General features: G+C 41.2%; 21 protein-coding genes. 18 read left to right on the forward strand and 3 right to left on the reverse strand.

Translation table 11 applies throughout. The features are described 5' to 3' along the window. The first annotated feature begins 2 nt into the window (after nucleotides 1-2). The 6 genes from E0F88_RS12130 (at nucleotide 3) to E0F88_RS12150 (ending at nucleotide 5396) form a co-directional block, all read left to right on the forward strand. Entirely contained in the window at nucleotides 3-1775 is a 1773-nt protein-coding gene (locus E0F88_RS12130; RefSeq protein ID WP_131958528.1) for a RagB/SusD family nutrient uptake outer membrane protein, read from the forward strand. Between the two features lie 266 nt (nucleotides 1776-2041). After that, the gene (locus E0F88_RS12135) at nucleotides 2042-2737 is read left to right on the forward strand and encodes a hypothetical protein (protein ID WP_131958529.1); all 696 of its coding nucleotides are present in this window, start codon (nucleotides 2042-2044) and stop codon (nucleotides 2735-2737) included. Between the two features lie 2 nt (nucleotides 2738-2739). After that, on the forward strand, nucleotides 2740-2865 hold the full coding sequence (locus E0F88_RS34530; RefSeq protein WP_262709881.1) for a hypothetical protein: 126 nt from the start codon (nucleotides 2740-2742) through the stop codon (nucleotides 2863-2865). Between the two features lie 100 nt (nucleotides 2866-2965). Continuing rightward, on the forward strand, nucleotides 2966-3937 hold the full coding sequence (locus E0F88_RS12140; protein WP_131958530.1) for an aldo/keto reductase: 972 nt from the start codon (nucleotides 2966-2968) through the stop codon (nucleotides 3935-3937). A gap of 99 nt (nucleotides 3938-4036) precedes the next feature. Further along, nucleotides 4037-4792, forward strand: a complete 756-nt coding sequence (locus tag E0F88_RS12145) for a helix-turn-helix domain-containing protein (RefSeq protein WP_229213750.1) — start codon at nucleotides 4037-4039, stop codon at nucleotides 4790-4792. A gap of 58 nt (nucleotides 4793-4850) precedes the next feature. Beyond that, nucleotides 4851-5396: an alpha/beta hydrolase gene (locus tag E0F88_RS12150; RefSeq protein ID WP_131958532.1), complete on the forward strand. Its 546-nt coding sequence runs from the start codon at nucleotides 4851-4853 to the stop codon at nucleotides 5394-5396. A gap of 11 nt (nucleotides 5397-5407) precedes the next feature. Here the strand turns inward: E0F88_RS12150 and E0F88_RS12155 are convergent, their stop codons facing one another. Further along, the gene (locus tag E0F88_RS12155) at nucleotides 5408-6145 is read right to left on the reverse strand and encodes a class I SAM-dependent methyltransferase (protein WP_131958533.1); all 738 of its coding nucleotides are present in this window, start codon (nucleotides 6143-6145) and stop codon (nucleotides 5408-5410) included. Between the two features lie 281 nt (nucleotides 6146-6426). Between E0F88_RS12155 and E0F88_RS12160 the strand changes: the two genes are divergently transcribed. Together E0F88_RS12160 and E0F88_RS12165 are read left to right on the forward strand one after the other, a co-directional pair. Further along, nucleotides 6427-6876 carry a ferritin-like domain-containing protein gene (locus tag E0F88_RS12160; protein WP_131958534.1) on the forward strand — a complete coding sequence of 150 codons (450 nt, stop codon included), beginning with the start codon at nucleotides 6427-6429 and terminating at the stop codon, nucleotides 6874-6876. A 301-nt stretch (nucleotides 6877-7177) separates the two neighbouring features. After that, the gene (locus E0F88_RS12165) at nucleotides 7178-7990 is read left to right on the forward strand and encodes a class I SAM-dependent methyltransferase (protein WP_131958535.1); all 813 of its coding nucleotides are present in this window, start codon (nucleotides 7178-7180) and stop codon (nucleotides 7988-7990) included. A 259-nt stretch (nucleotides 7991-8249) separates the two neighbouring features. Here E0F88_RS12165 and E0F88_RS12170 read toward each other — a convergent pair whose 3' ends face one another. Continuing rightward, entirely contained in the window at nucleotides 8250-8639 is a 390-nt protein-coding gene (locus E0F88_RS12170) for a helix-turn-helix domain-containing protein (protein ID WP_131958536.1), read from the reverse strand. A gap of 488 nt (nucleotides 8640-9127) precedes the next feature. Here E0F88_RS12170 and E0F88_RS12175 point away from each other — a divergent pair, with 488 nt between their 5' ends. From E0F88_RS12175 to E0F88_RS12220, 10 genes are all read left to right on the forward strand, one after another. Continuing rightward, on the forward strand, nucleotides 9128-9370 hold the full coding sequence (locus E0F88_RS12175; protein WP_131958537.1) for a hypothetical protein: 243 nt from the start codon (nucleotides 9128-9130) through the stop codon (nucleotides 9368-9370). 255 nt (nucleotides 9371-9625) lie between these two features. Next, the gene (locus E0F88_RS12180) at nucleotides 9626-9898 is read left to right on the forward strand and encodes a hypothetical protein (protein WP_131958538.1); all 273 of its coding nucleotides are present in this window, start codon (nucleotides 9626-9628) and stop codon (nucleotides 9896-9898) included. Continuing rightward, nucleotides 9895-10131: a hypothetical protein gene (locus E0F88_RS12185; protein WP_131958539.1), complete on the forward strand. Its 237-nt coding sequence runs from the start codon at nucleotides 9895-9897 to the stop codon at nucleotides 10129-10131. Before E0F88_RS12180 ends, E0F88_RS12185 begins: the two co-directional genes overlap by 4 nt. Then, complete coding sequence (locus E0F88_RS12190; RefSeq protein WP_131958540.1) at nucleotides 10128-10607, forward strand: hypothetical protein; 480 nt, start codon at nucleotides 10128-10130, stop codon at nucleotides 10605-10607. The genes E0F88_RS12185 and E0F88_RS12190 overlap by 4 nt, the downstream gene beginning before the upstream one ends. Further along, a complete protein-coding gene (locus tag E0F88_RS12195) occupies nucleotides 10507-11607 on the forward strand; it encodes a hypothetical protein (RefSeq protein WP_131958541.1) in 1101 nt (366 codons plus the stop codon). The genes E0F88_RS12190 and E0F88_RS12195 overlap by 101 nt, the downstream gene beginning before the upstream one ends. A 5-nt stretch (nucleotides 11608-11612) precedes the next feature. Then, a complete protein-coding gene (locus E0F88_RS12200) occupies nucleotides 11613-11867 on the forward strand; it encodes a hypothetical protein (protein WP_131958542.1) in 255 nt (84 codons plus the stop codon). Nucleotides 11868-11885: 18 nt separating this feature from the next. Beyond that, entirely contained in the window at nucleotides 11886-12557 is a 672-nt protein-coding gene (locus E0F88_RS12205) for a phosphoadenosine phosphosulfate reductase family protein (protein WP_131958543.1), read from the forward strand. A gap of 13 nt (nucleotides 12558-12570) precedes the next feature. After that, nucleotides 12571-12759: a hypothetical protein gene (locus tag E0F88_RS12210; RefSeq protein WP_131958544.1), complete on the forward strand. Its 189-nt coding sequence runs from the start codon at nucleotides 12571-12573 to the stop codon at nucleotides 12757-12759. 19 nt (nucleotides 12760-12778) lie between these two features. Then, a complete protein-coding gene (locus E0F88_RS12215; protein WP_131958545.1) occupies nucleotides 12779-13030 on the forward strand; it encodes a hypothetical protein in 252 nt (83 codons plus the stop codon). A 68-nt stretch (nucleotides 13031-13098) separates the two neighbouring features. After that, on the forward strand, nucleotides 13099-13611 hold the full coding sequence (locus E0F88_RS12220; protein WP_131958546.1) for a hypothetical protein: 513 nt from the start codon (nucleotides 13099-13101) through the stop codon (nucleotides 13609-13611). Nucleotides 13612-14097: 486 nt separating this feature from the next. Here the strand turns inward: E0F88_RS12220 and E0F88_RS12225 are convergent, their stop codons facing one another. Then, nucleotides 14098-14319, reverse strand: a complete 222-nt coding sequence (locus E0F88_RS12225) for a hypothetical protein (protein ID WP_131958547.1) — start codon at nucleotides 14317-14319, stop codon at nucleotides 14098-14100. Nucleotides 14320-14395 lie beyond the last annotated feature (76 nt).

The raw sequence follows: 14395 nt of genomic DNA on the forward strand, positions 1-14395 counted from the left end.
TGATGAAAACTAAAAATATATACAACTATACGCTGGCCTTGTTGTTAGTATGCGGTGTCAGCTCCTGTGATTTAAACGAAGTACCGGTAGACACCGCGACCAATGAAGCTGTATTCGGATCGGAAAGCGGTTTGGATCTGTATGTTAACTCATTTTACGATTTGCTTCCCGGTACTGATGTGGGTGTGTTTCAGGACGACGACATTTCAGACCTGGTTGCGCGCAACGGGGTCGATAACTATCTGGCACCGAATGCACTTAGCCCGGTTACCAGTTCAGGATGGTCATGGGCTGATCTTAGAAACATCAATTATTTTATCGAAAATGCAGAAAAGAGTCAGGTGATCACCAAAACGCACTATTTGGGAGTTGCCCGCTTTTTTCGCGCCTTGTTTTATTTTGACAAAGTAAAACGCTTCGGAGATGTGCCGTGGATTGACAAAACGATCGATGTAAATGATCAGACAACACTGTACGGCCCGAGGACAAACCGGTTTGAAGTAATGGAAAACGTACTTGCGGACTTGAATTATGCCATTGCAAACATTACGCTAACCTCTGATCCAAGTGTTACGAGAATCACTAAAAATGTAGCACGTGCATACAAGACGCGCATTTGTCTTTTTGAAGCGTCGTTCCGAAAGTATCATACTCAATACAACAAACAGTCGACGGCCAATACCTGGTATGAGGAAGTGGTAAAAGAAGCAAACAGCATCACCGGCTTTACATTGCATGAGGGGCCATCGCTGGAACGGGCTTATAGGGACATGTTCATTGCCAAAACAGCTTTCACCGATGAGACTATACTTTCAGTAGCGCTGAGCGCGAGTTTACAGGTTTTCAGCTCAGCTAACCGCCGCTTTATTAGTCCGACCTATGGTAACCGACCGAGTTTAACCCGCCGTTTTATTAATACTTACCTGAATCTGGACGGCACGCCATTTACCAGCAAGGCTGGTTATCAAACAACGCCTTTTGTCGAGGAGGTCAAAAACCGTGATTTGCGTCTAAAACAAACCATCCGTGTTGGTGATTATAAAAGGACGGAAAATGGTATTCCGGTTGCTTCTCCGCCAAATTTTACCCAGACTTATACCGGCTACCAACCCATCAAGTGGAGCTATGATGAGCGCTTCCCTTATGATGATGAGAGCCGTAATGACAATGCGCACATTATTATGCGTTGGGCAGAAGTGCTGCTCAATAAAGCTGAGGCGCTTGCAGAACTTGGTAAAATGACAACAACTGATTGGGCCTCAACAATAGGTGCGCTGCGTAAAAGAGCAGGTATTACGGGTGCAACGCTGACAACTCTGCCAACTGTAGCCGATCCATATATGATCAGTTTTTTGGGAGGTAAATTCTCAAACCCGATCCTGCTGGAAGTACTCCGTGAAAGAGGTATTGAAATGATCTTTGAGGGACTTCGCACGGATGATCTCAAAAGATGGAAGCTTGGAGAGCTTTTTCAGACAGCGCCAATGAATGGGATGTATGTTCCTGCTTTGGGCGAGTATGATTTGAATGGGGATGGAACCAAAGATGTTTATTTTTACCAGGGTACCAAGCCAGCCTCAACAACACCGGGAATAGCCTTTGTTGATGTGACGCCTTCCACAGCAGTGGGAAGGTTGCAACTTTCAAACGGGACTTCCGGTGAGGTGGTCTGGAATCCGGGGCAAAGGGAATGGGCTGATAAAAAATACCTTTACCCCATACCAGAAACGGATCGCACCCGAAATCCGCAGTTAGGACAAAACCCTGGCTGGTAATTTGTTGTCAGATCATCAGCATCAGTAACGGGCATGTTTTTACAGCAAGCTCGTTGCTGTTTTTTATGATTAATCGGTGAACTTCTGAAATTTGAGACGAGCTCGGTTAGAAGATTTGATTTCGTGACTCAAAGCGGGTGGCATCAGTTTGCGAGGGCAAAAAGTCTGCCATTTTGGATACTGCCACGAATTAATTTTTTATAGTTGCAGATCCTTTTAAAAATGAGCAGCTTAAGTAAAATTTACATTACAATAGTTTTAATAATATGTCTTCAGATGAATACAAATGGTCTGTTGAAATCGTAAGAAGCAGGCATGCTTACCTGAATCTCACCTTCGGTCAGGCAGAGCAAATCCTTCTTTACGAACAGGAATATTCAGTGTTGACCAGCTCATCTCTTTCGGTCTGGGAGGAATCTGATTACGAATCTTATGTTTATCATCGCATACTTGATTCCGAGCAGTTTACCCGCTATGAGGATGCGAGAAACCAGCATTTGGAAAGCTATTCCCTGGACCTTGCCGAGCAGGGTCGGTTCGGAGTTAATGATCTAAACAGTGTTCAGGATCTTCTAAAATTCCTCAACGAGGTTTTTCTTCCCGGATTTTTCGAAGATCCGGATTGTTTGCCTTTTGGCTGGCTGGACGGCGAACAGGCGAAAATTGAATTTCTACGGGCAGAATATCAAAGGTTCTTGTTCAATGAAAAGAAACAGATGATAGCGGATCATTTCCGGCATTACCGGACCTACAAGCCTACAAGCCTAAAAGCCTGGAAGCATCTTTACTCAGACACAAACAATTCTGTATTTGGCCAAATGTTGCCTCCTTTATCTTTAAAATGGATGAGGCTACAAAAGGAGTTTTTGGATTTTTACAGTACCGAATCAGGTTTTTTCAGCAGGAGAAAAATATATTCCTCAATGAGCGTTTTGAACAACTTAAAAACTTTAATGAGATGAATATGAAAAGACACTATCCGGATACCGATAACGTCAATGTCTGGGAAAAAATGGCCTTGTCCGATGAGCAGCAACAGCAGCGGACCCTGGTGTTACTACTGTTGAAAGAGGATGGCTACATTTACTAACAAATAACTGAACCGTACAGACAAGTTATTTGAGCTGTACAGGAAATGGGTTCGGCAAAGCAACAGCAACCTTTGTATCGTAACATCATAAACATAACAGATGACGAGGATACCAAAAATAAAACTGGGCAATCATGGCCCGCTCGTTTCTAAACTGGGATTAGGCTGCATGCGTATGTCTTCGGTTTGGGGAGGACCAACCAATGACGAGACAGAAAGTGTGGCTACCATTCAAATGGCACTCGACAACGGTATTGATTTTTTGAATACCGGTGATTTTTATGGAAGCGGACACAACGAGCTGCTCGTTGGAAAGGCAGTTAAAGGGAGGCGGGACGACGCTTTTATTAGCGTTAAATTTGGAGCGATTTTTTACAATGGGCAATGGATCGGAATGGACCTTCGGCCGGTTGCAATCAAGAATTTCATTAATTACTCTTTGGTGCGGCTTGGAGTTGACACCATTGATCTTTATCAACCAAGCAGGCTGGATGGCAGTGTTCCGTTGGAGGACGTAATCGGAACCGTCGCGGATCTTATTAAAGAAGGTAAGGTACGGTATCTGGGCGTTTCTGAAATAACAGCTGACCAACTGCGCGCAGCAAATAGTATTCACCCGGTAGCAGCTTTGGAGATAGGTTACTCACTGGCCGACCGGCAGATAGAAAGTGATCTGCTTGTAGCAGCCAGAGAGCTGGGAGTTGGTGTTGTTGCATTTGCAAATACAGCTGAGGGACTGCTGACAGGAGAAATGAAAGCTCCTCTTGCGGCGGATGATTACCACAATCATTTCTCGCGTTTTCAGGGTGATAATCTGACCATGAATCTTGAAAAAGTTGAAGTGTTGAAAAACCTGGCAAAAGAAAAAGGGTACACGACTGCTCAGCTGGCTATTGCCTGGGTAAACGCGCAGGGCGGGTATATCATGCCGCTGGTAAGCATGAGCCGCCGGTCGCGTTTGCCTGAAAATATGCAGGCAATGGATATCCGGTTTACCGATCATGAGATGAACATGCTTAACACCCATTTCGCACAGGGAGCGATACTTGGCAGTACGTATCTTCAGCGTTAAATGCAGACTTAAATCCTTTTGGTTTTTTAATATCTTTACCTGATGACTAGTCCGACTGTAATAATTCCGGGGGTGATATTTTTCTCTTATTACTCAACGATGAGAAAGGAGAAAGTAGCGTTTATGGAGCACAATACACTGGTTATGCAGGTTTCGGGCCATTTTACGCTGGAAACTGCCAGTGAACGGATTTCAATGGGACGTGGTGAGATGATGCTGATACAAAAAAATCAACTGGCCACACTGACTAAAATGCCTGTGGAGGACGAAGAATACCAGACCATTGTCATCAGTCTACAGGAAGATCTGCTTCGGAAAATTGTGTTAGAAGAGCAAATAGAAATAGGGCAAAGGTACACTGGTCCGCCCAATATTCTGATTCCTTCCAATGATTATCTGCGTGCTTTTTTTCAGTCCGTGCTTCCCTATGTTCGTAATCCACAGGAAAAAATAATTAATTCGATGGGCATGTTAAAAGTAAAGGAGGCAGTTCATCTGCTCCTTTACACCAGGCCCGAACTGGCAGAACTATTATTTGACTTTTCAGAGCCCTACAAAATGGATCTGGAACGGTTCATGCTAAGCAACTTTCACTACAACGTTCCGGTAGAGAAATTTGCAGTGCTTACAGGAAGAAGTTTGGCTGGTTTTAAGCGCGATTTTCAAAGAATATTCGGTATGGCTCCCCGGCACTGGTTACAGGAAAAAAGACTTATCGAAGCCCGGCATCTGATAGAGAGTAAAAACAAAAAACCGTCCGCAATCTACCTCGATTTGGGATTTGAGAGCCTGTCTCATTTTTCGCATTCCTTCAAGAAAAAATTTGGTAAGGCGCCCACAGATTTGATTGTTTAGCGTTCATATTGGTATAATTATTTGGCGTATTATATCACAGCTATTAAAGCATTCGGATATGGCAAATCAAATTATATTCTTCCATGGTGGTGGATCAGAGCAGGATTATGAAGTGGATGAAAAACTGGTTGCTTCTTTAAAATCAGAATTGGGTCCGGATTTCCTGATTCATTATCCCTTTTTGCCCGACAATGGCACGCCCGACCTGGGAAGGCGCAAACAGATCGAAAAGGAAATTTCAGAAAGTAAAGATGGTGTTATTCTGGTCGGTCACTCATTTGGAGCTTCCATGTTACTGGCTTGCCTTTCTGAAACTAATATTAAAAAAGAGATTGGAGGTATTTTTCTTATCGCGACACCTTTCTGGCATGGTGAAGAAGATTGGGTGGTACCATTCAAATTAAAGCCGGATTTTGCCCGACGGCTCAACGAAAAAACTCCATTGTTTTTTTATCATTGCATGGATGACCAGGAAGTTCCATCCACACAAATGAAAACCTACCAGCAGAATCTTCCCTGGGCATCTTTTCGCGAAATTAAAGCAGGTGGCCATCAGTTTAACGATGACCTTACTGTTGTTGCGAATGACATCAAATTACTTTGACGATTTTATCCTCAACTTTTGATTTTTAATATTTTGCTTTTAAAGGCGTACTTGAATATATCGGATACTGCCCAAAGTGCCATTTTTGCTTCGTCTGCGATGCTTCGCTTGCTGAATATTTTATTGCAAAAAATTTCCCCAACCGGCTTGGTGAAAAAATCCATATAATAAGAACTATCGGGATTGATTAAAAGATCGACATTTTCACGCCATTCATAACTTACATTGGTCAGGCCAAAATTCGTTCTTTGCAGAATTTTGTATCCTATCGAAGTCGTTGGTAGATAGTCCAGAAACAAATATCCAAGATCCGGGCAGGTATTAAACCCTATTTTGCTTTTTTCATACATTACAATTTTATCATCGATTTCCAGCAGCACCCATTTGTGCGATTCTTTTGGCATAAGGTATTCCCCAATAATAGAGGGAGTTTCAATATAACCCCTTGGAGATACGCGGGTCTGCTCAGAAATGAACCTGACAGGATCTTCAACATGTTCCAATACGTGGCTGCATATTGTATAATCAAATGAATTATCTGAAAACGGAAGATCTTCCCCTTCGGCAGCGATTAACCTTTGATTTTTTAGCACACGCACATCACCTGATCTGTGGTAATTAATATCAAGAAACTTTTCAACCAGTACATTCGATCGGGGATGAGGATAGTTTCCAGGCCCAACTTCCAGAACTTTATAATTTCGTTTTATCGATAGATGATAACGTGATTTCGGATTGCAAACTTTCATAACGAGAGATGTTTCGAATTTTATTAAATACTCATCCTTCGAAACACCAATACAATGTTTTGGGGGGAGGACTATTGGTTGAACCTCAGAAAAAACAATATACGGCAATTTAATTTCATCGTATCATCAGTCGTGCAAAAAACAAGTGAACTTTTCGGTAACCATAATGAGGATTGAAGGTTACAAAATGTTTCTGAAACATTTACGACTAATCAGGCACAATTTTTATCATAGGATTACCGGCATATAGTTGTCTGTACGCATATCAAAAACTAGAAACAATGGGAAATAACAATGAAATCATTAGTGATCTGAAAGGTCTTGTAGATATCATCAACGATGGTAAAGAGGGTTATGAGTCTGCGGCTGACGCTACCGATAATCCTGAACTGAAAGCACTATTTACTAAGTTTTCTACACAACGTGCTGGCTATGCGCAGGAACTGAAAGACCATATTGCCACCCATGGCGGCGAGTCTACAAATGAGGAAGGAGGAATTTTAGGCGTATTACACCGAACATGGATTGATATTAAACAGGCACTAAGCAGTAAAGAGGATAGTGCTATTTTAGAAGCGGTTACCACCGGCGAAAAAGCAGCAATAGATAAATTCGATGCTGCCCTGGAGAATTATGTGGAACACGCAGATCATCTTGGTCTGCTACAAAAACAAAGATCAGGAATTGCTCAGGCCCTTACAGAGATTGAGTCGTTTCAAACTATAAGTTAAGTGCAGTATATTCTGCATGCTAGGCCGGGAGATTTTCTTCCGGTTTTTTTTGTTTGAAATCAATGCACCCTATCCGATCATTCTGTAAATCAAGGTATTGTCTGCCAGTAGCATCAGCAGTATCTTATTGTTGATTTCCCGCTCCAAGCTACCCGTTTAATAAATTCAATATCTTTTTAGCGCAAAAATTCTCAAAACCAAAACGCTGAGAAAGGGTGTAAGCACAATTTGATTAATCGGTAGTGATCTGCTGATTTGTATTATTTTGTTTTGTACTGTTGTAGCAAAACGGAAAAGACAAATGAATGCAAATCAAGCTTTGTGGGAAAAAGGGGATTTCACTCGTCTGGCAGAAACCATGCGCCAAAGCGGTGCCGATCTGGTGGCGAAGTTGGGTATCTCTAAGGGAATGAATGTGTTGGATCTGGGTTGTGGTGACGGTACTACAGCGCTCCCGGCAGCCAGACTCGGAGCAAATGTTCTGGGCGTCGATATTGCAAGAAACCTTGTCGATGCGGGTAATGCACGTATTTGTAAAGAAGGTCTTACGAACATTGTATTTCAACACGGTGACGCGGTTGATTTAAAGGACATTCAAGATGAGCAATTCGATCTGGTCATGAGTATTTTTGGAGCAATGTTTGCCCCAAGACCGTTTGGTGTAGCCAAAGAACTTGTGCGTGTGACGCGTCACGGTGGAAGAATTGTAATGGGAAACTGGATTCCGGGTGACCCAACTCTGGTAGCACAAATATTGAAAGTGAGCTCTGCTTACACGCCTGCACCACCTGAAGGTTTTATAAGCCCAATGCTTTGGGGAGTGGAAAGTAGTGTTACCGAACGTTTCACTGCGGCTGGTGTAAAGACAGAAAATATATCATTCAGTCGGGAGACGTTCACATTTCAGGCCCCTTATGCGCCGCAGGTTTTCCTTGATAATTTCAGGAGTTATTACGGCCCTACGATGAACGCGTTCGAAGCGGCCGAAAAAAATGGCAGGACTGACGACCTTCACGGTGAACTGGAAGTTTTGTTTAAAAGTCACAACCAGAGTAAAAACAAAAACACAACTTCAATTCCCGCAACGTTTCTTAAGGTGACCGTTGTACGGTAGAGAAACGGGCCAAGGGTACGGGTCAGAAAATGTGAAATTGTAACGAACAATGAGAATATGATTCGAAACTCTCCATATGCCTTCCCAAAAGTTAGCGTCAAAAAACAAAAAATCCTGCAAGCTTTTGACTTACAGGATTTACGTAGAGAGGAAGAGATTCTCTGAAAAATTAAAATAACCGTTTGTAAGCCAGTGAATTAGGCTTACAAACGAAAAAATAGCAAAAGTAGCAGCAAAAAAGTAGCAGATAGAGTAGCAATTATTTCGCAGATTCATAGAGGCTTACAAGTTTATTAAGTGTTGCAATCTGTTGTTTTAAGGCAATATTTTCTTTTTCCAATCCGGTTACCTTTTCTGTCAATACCGCATCTTCTAAATTTTGAAGGGTTGATTTATAATTAACCTGAGCATCTCCAAATGTGTTGAATTTCCCGGTCTGGGTGACCTGAACAGCGAAAAGCCTGCTAATGTCCACACCAGCGGCATCCGCGGCCTTTCGCAGGAACTTGGTATCTAAATCATTCATTTTTAATTTCTTATATAAGTTTGAGGGGGCTATTTCCAGTATACCGGCCAACTCTTCGATTGTCCAGCCTTGTTTTTCAGCGAGGTCAGTTAAAATTTTACCTGCTCTAAAATTATTTCTCATTATTTGATAATTATTATTCTCAAAATTTGATAATACGAGTTTTTCATACGTCCTTTGACAGTATCAAATAATGAAACTTAAATATCAAATAATGAGAAAATCAGAAAAATCTTTCAAAAAAATTAGTGATTGGTATGAATCACTATCACCATCTGAGGCTACCGAGTTCAAAAACAGCTATTTATTGCGATTCAGTTGTTCTAACGCTACTTTTTACCGAGCAATAAAGGAGGCAGACCCAAAGGCCAGTTTTCTGAGATTCATATATGATCAGACTGGGTATTGTTACAATGTGGCTAAATCCGAACTGGTGTACGATTCTCAATATTTGACAAAAAATCTTTCATCCAAATACGGCATTGCCATTCCTGCGTGATGAAAACGATTCGAACTTTCTTAGGATACGCATTACTATTTGCAGCCGGTTGGTTTGCGCTCTATGGTTTCCTGTCATTCCTGATGGACCTGTACGAAAAACATTTTATGCTATGAAGTACAGAAAGGAAACAACGGATTATGGAGTCGTAATTTATTCCGCCATCCAGCCAGATTATGACTTTGAGATGCAGGTTGTAATATCACCTACGAACCTGATCTGCAAACTGCAAATGCACCCGACGCCGGTAACTGACAATAGACCGGAGACTACAAAGGCCGCTTTCGATAAGGCCTTAATTTATGCCAATAAGTTCTTTTCAGACTATAAAAATTTAAATCCAAATGACCAATAGAGAGAGATTTTTAGCGAATCACAAATTCACATACAATAACTGGAAATACTCAGAATTTGAATATGTGGATTCTGGAGACATGGCGATTAAACCAAACATCTTTCGTGTGGATAGAAACCAAGGGTATGAAGCAATGGTAATAGGTTTCACTAAAACTTCTGTGAAAACCCAGAGACTGCACTTGTCAGATATGATAAATAAGTCCCTTCTGTTTTCTAAAATGAATTTCATCGAACCTCTAACCGATCAGCACCCATGAGCAACAAAGAGAGATTCCTAGCCGGTCACATATTCACTTATGGCGGCTCGCAAATTGACAAGTACACATTTGATAAAAATGATATTCCTGGGATAACGACAGGATTTATATTTAGAGTTGGGCAGGGTTCTACGGTTGTAGCACTGGCAAAAAGAATTACTACAACTACGGTATCTACCCACAAGATTCATTTTGGTCGTAGAATTAAAATGAATCTCGAATTCTCAAAAATGCATTTTAAAGCGTCTCTTACCGATCTGCATCCATGAAAAAGGAGATTCCAAAGAAAGCCACGTTAAGAGCAGTAAGAGCATTTTCGGGTAACTACGTTGCAAAACAGAATGTCAAGCATTTAAAGGCTGGTGAAGAAATTCACTTAAACGTCGTGACACTAATGTCGGTTGATAAGGTGATGATTTTCAATAATAACAGTGAAAAGGTTCCGTTTTTCATGACCATTTATGAAAGTCAATTTTCTGATTACTTCACTGAGATATTATGACCAGAGAACAATTAGAGGCGGTTTTGGCTCAGGCCAAAAATAAACGGACATATCTCGAGAGTAAGATTTTACCATCACAGCCGATTCCAAAATGGCTACAAAACGAGCTGAATTTTATCGATGATCACGAAGCGATTGCAAACGCATTATTCCAATCAAAGGAACGGGAAGGCAAGCTAAAAAAGACTATTGAACGGCTCACAGCATTGATTGAATTGTTCGAGGCTGCATTTAACCAACTAATGATTCACCGCCCGGCGTTGGTTCATTTTACGGGCAAAGTTGAAGCGATTCAAGTACGGCCAATGATATTTTTCCAGTTAGCCCGGCTACTGCCTGACGCATTAAACAAAAAATTAGCATTACAATTTTACCATGAGTATAGTAGCGAGCTTCTTACAGGACGAACAACCCGACCAACCGCCGGAACCGATCAAATTAACAGTTCAACCAACAGTAAGTCAGCAGTTCCGTAAGAAGGGAATATTCGATGCACGCATAACGCTAAAAACCCAGATTAAGGAGCTTGTACCCGTTGTCAAAATCAACGGGTCAAATTTTGCGGTGAGAGGTGATATTTCCTTTGTATCCGGTGCACCCAAGGCAGGAAAGACCAACATTATCAACATGATGCTTGCATCCTGCTTTGTTCCGGCAAATTTCAACCCGGAAGAAACGTTGCTGATCGAATCAGTCAACGCAGGAAAAAATCCGGTGATCTACATTGATACCGAACAGCCTAAGCCCTATACGATGGGCATTGTACGTAAGGTGATGGAAATAGCCGGACTGGAAAAGGAGCCTGAAAACCTATATGTTTTTAACCTACGTGAATATTCCGTAGAAGAGCGCATACAATGGCTTGAACAGTGTTTTGAAGAATTTGAAAACGAGCACTTATACTTCATTGACGGTGTCACCGACTTTGTTACCAGCGTGAATAACGAGGAAGAAAGTAACAAGTTTATCAATCACCTGATGAAAAAATCAAGTGAAAAGGATACCTCAATCATTCTGGCAATCCACGAAAATCCGAACGGCGGCAAGTATCGCGGCCACATTGGATCGGAAGCGGAACGGAAGTGCGGCGGCGCGATCAGCATCCAGAAAGACAGAGAAAAACAATTACACTGGATACAAGCCAGATACTTGCGCGGAACCTCTGATTTTGAAGCCATATATTTTCAATGGAATCACGAGCTGAAACGGTTTGCCCTGGCTGATGAAAGTGTAAAAAGCAGCTTCAAAAACGAACGGTCTAAGAGTGCCGAAGAACGCAAGCGGGATGAACTCCATGCAGCAATGAAAAACCTGTTTGGCGGATTTAAGACGCTTGATAAAAGTCAGGCTCAAAAGACACTGGCTAATATTCTTTCCTGCTCAATTAAGACCTGTGAACGGAAGGTTGCATCCGCAATTCAGTTCGGAATAATCAGCTACAATGACGAAAACAAAACCATAACCATAAACGAGTAATACTTATGAATGCGAATCTGAAAATATCAGTACAAGGTTTAAAAACACAAATTCAAGATCTTCTTGCGCAGGTTTGCGTGTCGGTTCCTGATTGCGAACAATTCAACATGGTTTTGCACGATCCTATGAAGTCGATGGAGCCTGACTGGCAAATGGAATTAGATATTGTAACCAACCGGGAGCTGATACAGGAAGTCATGGAGATTGTGAATAATGCGGAACTGGACAAGGCGAATTGTGTGGTTAAAATGAATTATTAATATTAACTGAATCGAATAATGGTACTGGTTATTAATTTTTCAGGTGGAAAAGATAGTTGTGCAATGTTGGCTTACTTGTGTGAAAAGTATCCAGACACCGAAAAGCATGTTGTTTTTGCTGACACAGGATGGGAGCATAAAGATGCAGAAAGCTGGTCGCGTGGTATCGTAGAAAGTTTCGGTCTGCACCTGAATGTTGCGAGAAATCCTAATAAGACCTTTTTAGAAATGGTGGTACGTAGAAAGATGTTTCCCGGCATGCAGACCAGACAATGCACCAGCGATTTGAAACGCGGACCTATTCAGACGTGGATCAGGCAGAATGTCACTGATAAACTGGTTATTAACTGCATGGGAATACGTAGTGAAGAAAGTCCAAACCGAAAAAAAGCAAAACACCTTTCAAGGAATAAATCAATGACAAATTCGCGTCGAACTGTGTGGGACTGGAACCCAATTAAAGACTGGAATAGTGATCAGGTATTCAATTACTTAAAAATGCATAACATCCCGTTACATCCGGTTTATAAATATCTATCTCGTTTTAGTTGTCGAGTATGTATTTATATGTCCGCTCACGATGTACATCAAGTTAAAATAAATGATCCGGAAGCCTTCAAAATTATTGAGCACTTAGAAAATCAGATCGGTTTCACAATGTTCCAATCTGGAAGTATCACAACAATTTAACAGACTCGAACGAATGAACTCAATCACCACACCCAGGGTAACAGCAAAACGCCTTAATGCAAATTGGAGAAATGTTTTTCAGACCGCAAAGGATGCCCAGATCAGGCGGTTGATGTGGCAAAGGGAAGAATTAAGGAAAGATAACGCCCTGTTACTATCTACGATCGCTAAAAACGGTATTACCAATTTTTATTTACCATAACAATCAAACAATTCAAATTATGTCACATGCAACAAAAAATGCCATTATCAAAGCCTTAGACGCTTTACCAGTAGGGGTTGAAGGTTACCTTCATGCGATCATTGGCCCGAATCGTAGTATACAGCTGGAAACGAACCTGATCACACAAAAGGAACTGTCAGCGGCCCGAGAATCGCTTGCCAAGAAAGCAAAGGAACTGCCATTGCCGCCCGTCAAAAAACCGGAAGTTCTAAATGTGGTCACACCAACTACCGAACCGGCTGTTAATTAAATTCAAAAAAACCGCTCCATGTTGAGCGGTTTTTTGGTTTCTTTACACAAACATAAACCTCAAACAAAATGAAAAATTTACTCTTTGCCGTTGCCTTTTTACTAACTACATCGGCAATGTCACAAGATTTGATTACCACGCACGGCGGAAACAACATGCAGGTTAAAGTTCTTGCTGTGAATGAAAACAGTATTTCGTACACGTTCCCGGGTGAGACTGTAACTAATACGATCGGTAAGGCCGCTGTAAACAAAGTAAAATATGCATCCGGTAGAGAAGAAACAATTTCAGATAAGGTAGATGTTTCCGGCGAGGAAGGATGGCAGCATGTGATTATTACAAACAATCCAAACGAGGTTATTGGTCTAAAGCGCAAAGGTGAGGTTAAAGGCAAAGCCGGTGGTTATTGGGGAATGCGTACCGTAAAAGGTGCTGACAAAAAAGCAACTGAACGCATAAAGAAAGATGCTATTGAAATGGGTGCTCACGTTGTTTTTATCCAACAGCATGAGACAACCGGACGTAAAATGTATTATTCCAATCCTGAAAGCATCCAATCTGGTACTGCGTACGGTTATTAAATTCGAATTTCAGAAAATGTCTTTTGCCGCTTTGAAATTTTCAGAGCGGCTTTTTTGTGCCTGATGGATTAATTAATTTTTGAATTTTTCAAATAGTCAACCGCCAACAGACACGCGCATACACATATAGACAGACAGACATAAATACATATAGGGGAAAAAAGTGTCTGTCTATTGGGAGATAGACAAAAAGACAAATAGTATTGTCCTAAGAACAAGCATAAAACAGTCCGATTTGATATGTCAAACAGAATAAAATCGCTGTATTTTCGGTGCAGCACCCTGCCAATTCAGTATAATATTTTGGACAGACAGACAACTTTGCCTATATATAAATATGTCCTGTCCATTGTCCGTCTGACTTTTGACAGAATATTATAAATTTTATATCAATTCGAATCAAATTTCGAAATCGCTATCAATATCGCTACCATTATCGCTCTGAAATCACTTTTTTATCGGTAGAAAAAAGTGTAAAAATCGCCGTCAAACCTTCAAAATTACCGTTTTTGACGGTATTCCAAGTTCTTCGTAGACAGTTGCAACCTCTTTTGAGGTCAGAATCTTAATTCCCTTCCTGATTTTTCCATCATCGGATAATTCTTTTAGCCATTTCCTGAATGTGCAAATGGAAATTGTGTCTTCGTATTCCAGAAACAGTTCACTTTTTGATTTTGGGAAAATTTGCGCTCTATAATCCTGATTCATGCTAATAATTTGTGATGGATTGCTATACAAGATACGAATTTCTATAATCCTATAAAACAGGATATTACACATTTGT

Origin of the sequence: Dyadobacter psychrotolerans, from assembly GCF_004349265.1 — a bacterium.
GTDB lineage: Bacteria > Bacteroidota > Bacteroidia > Cytophagales > Spirosomataceae > Dyadobacter > Dyadobacter psychrotolerans.

Bases quoted from the DNA above. Each gene is read 5' to 3' on its own strand.
- E0F88_RS12145 (WP_229213750.1), top strand. From the start codon at position 4,037: ATGAGAAAGGAGAAAGTAGCGTTTATGGAGCACAATACACTGGTTATG.
- E0F88_RS12220 (WP_131958546.1), top strand. From the start codon at position 13,099: ATGAAAAATTTACTCTTTGCCGTTGCCTTTTTACTAACTACATCGGCA.
- E0F88_RS12170 (WP_131958536.1), bottom strand. From the start codon at position 8,639: ATGAGAAATAATTTTAGAGCAGGTAAAATTTTAACTGACCTCGCTGAA.
- E0F88_RS12150 (WP_131958532.1), top strand. From the start codon at position 4,851: ATGGCAAATCAAATTATATTCTTCCATGGTGGTGGATCAGAGCAGGAT.
- E0F88_RS12190 (WP_131958540.1), top strand. From the start codon at position 10,128: ATGACCAGAGAACAATTAGAGGCGGTTTTGGCTCAGGCCAAAAATAAA.
- E0F88_RS12215 (WP_131958545.1), top strand. From the start codon at position 12,779: ATGTCACATGCAACAAAAAATGCCATTATCAAAGCCTTAGACGCTTTA.
- E0F88_RS12175 (WP_131958537.1), top strand. From the start codon at position 9,128: ATGAAGTACAGAAAGGAAACAACGGATTATGGAGTCGTAATTTATTCC.
- E0F88_RS12210 (WP_131958544.1), top strand. From the start codon at position 12,571: ATGAACTCAATCACCACACCCAGGGTAACAGCAAAACGCCTTAATGCA.
- E0F88_RS12185 (WP_131958539.1), top strand. From the start codon at position 9,895: ATGAAAAAGGAGATTCCAAAGAAAGCCACGTTAAGAGCAGTAAGAGCA.
- E0F88_RS12205 (WP_131958543.1), top strand. From the start codon at position 11,886: ATGGTACTGGTTATTAATTTTTCAGGTGGAAAAGATAGTTGTGCAATG.
- E0F88_RS12155 (WP_131958533.1), bottom strand. From the start codon at position 6,145: ATGAAAGTTTGCAATCCGAAATCACGTTATCATCTATCGATAAAACGA.
- E0F88_RS12130 (WP_131958528.1), top strand. From the start codon at position 3: ATGAAAACTAAAAATATATACAACTATACGCTGGCCTTGTTGTTAGTA.
- E0F88_RS12135 (WP_131958529.1), top strand. From the start codon at position 2,042: ATGTCTTCAGATGAATACAAATGGTCTGTTGAAATCGTAAGAAGCAGG.
- E0F88_RS12200 (WP_131958542.1), top strand. From the start codon at position 11,613: ATGAATGCGAATCTGAAAATATCAGTACAAGGTTTAAAAACACAAATT.
- E0F88_RS34530 (WP_262709881.1), top strand. From the start codon at position 2,740: ATGAAAAGACACTATCCGGATACCGATAACGTCAATGTCTGGGAAAAA.
- E0F88_RS12160 (WP_131958534.1), top strand. From the start codon at position 6,427: ATGGGAAATAACAATGAAATCATTAGTGATCTGAAAGGTCTTGTAGAT.
- E0F88_RS12180 (WP_131958538.1), top strand. From the start codon at position 9,626: ATGAGCAACAAAGAGAGATTCCTAGCCGGTCACATATTCACTTATGGC.
- E0F88_RS12165 (WP_131958535.1), top strand. From the start codon at position 7,178: ATGAATGCAAATCAAGCTTTGTGGGAAAAAGGGGATTTCACTCGTCTG.
- E0F88_RS12225 (WP_131958547.1), bottom strand. From the start codon at position 14,319: ATGAATCAGGATTATAGAGCGCAAATTTTCCCAAAATCAAAAAGTGAA.
- E0F88_RS12195 (WP_131958541.1), top strand. From the start codon at position 10,507: ATGAGTATAGTAGCGAGCTTCTTACAGGACGAACAACCCGACCAACCG.
- E0F88_RS12140 (WP_131958530.1), top strand. From the start codon at position 2,966: ATGACGAGGATACCAAAAATAAAACTGGGCAATCATGGCCCGCTCGTT.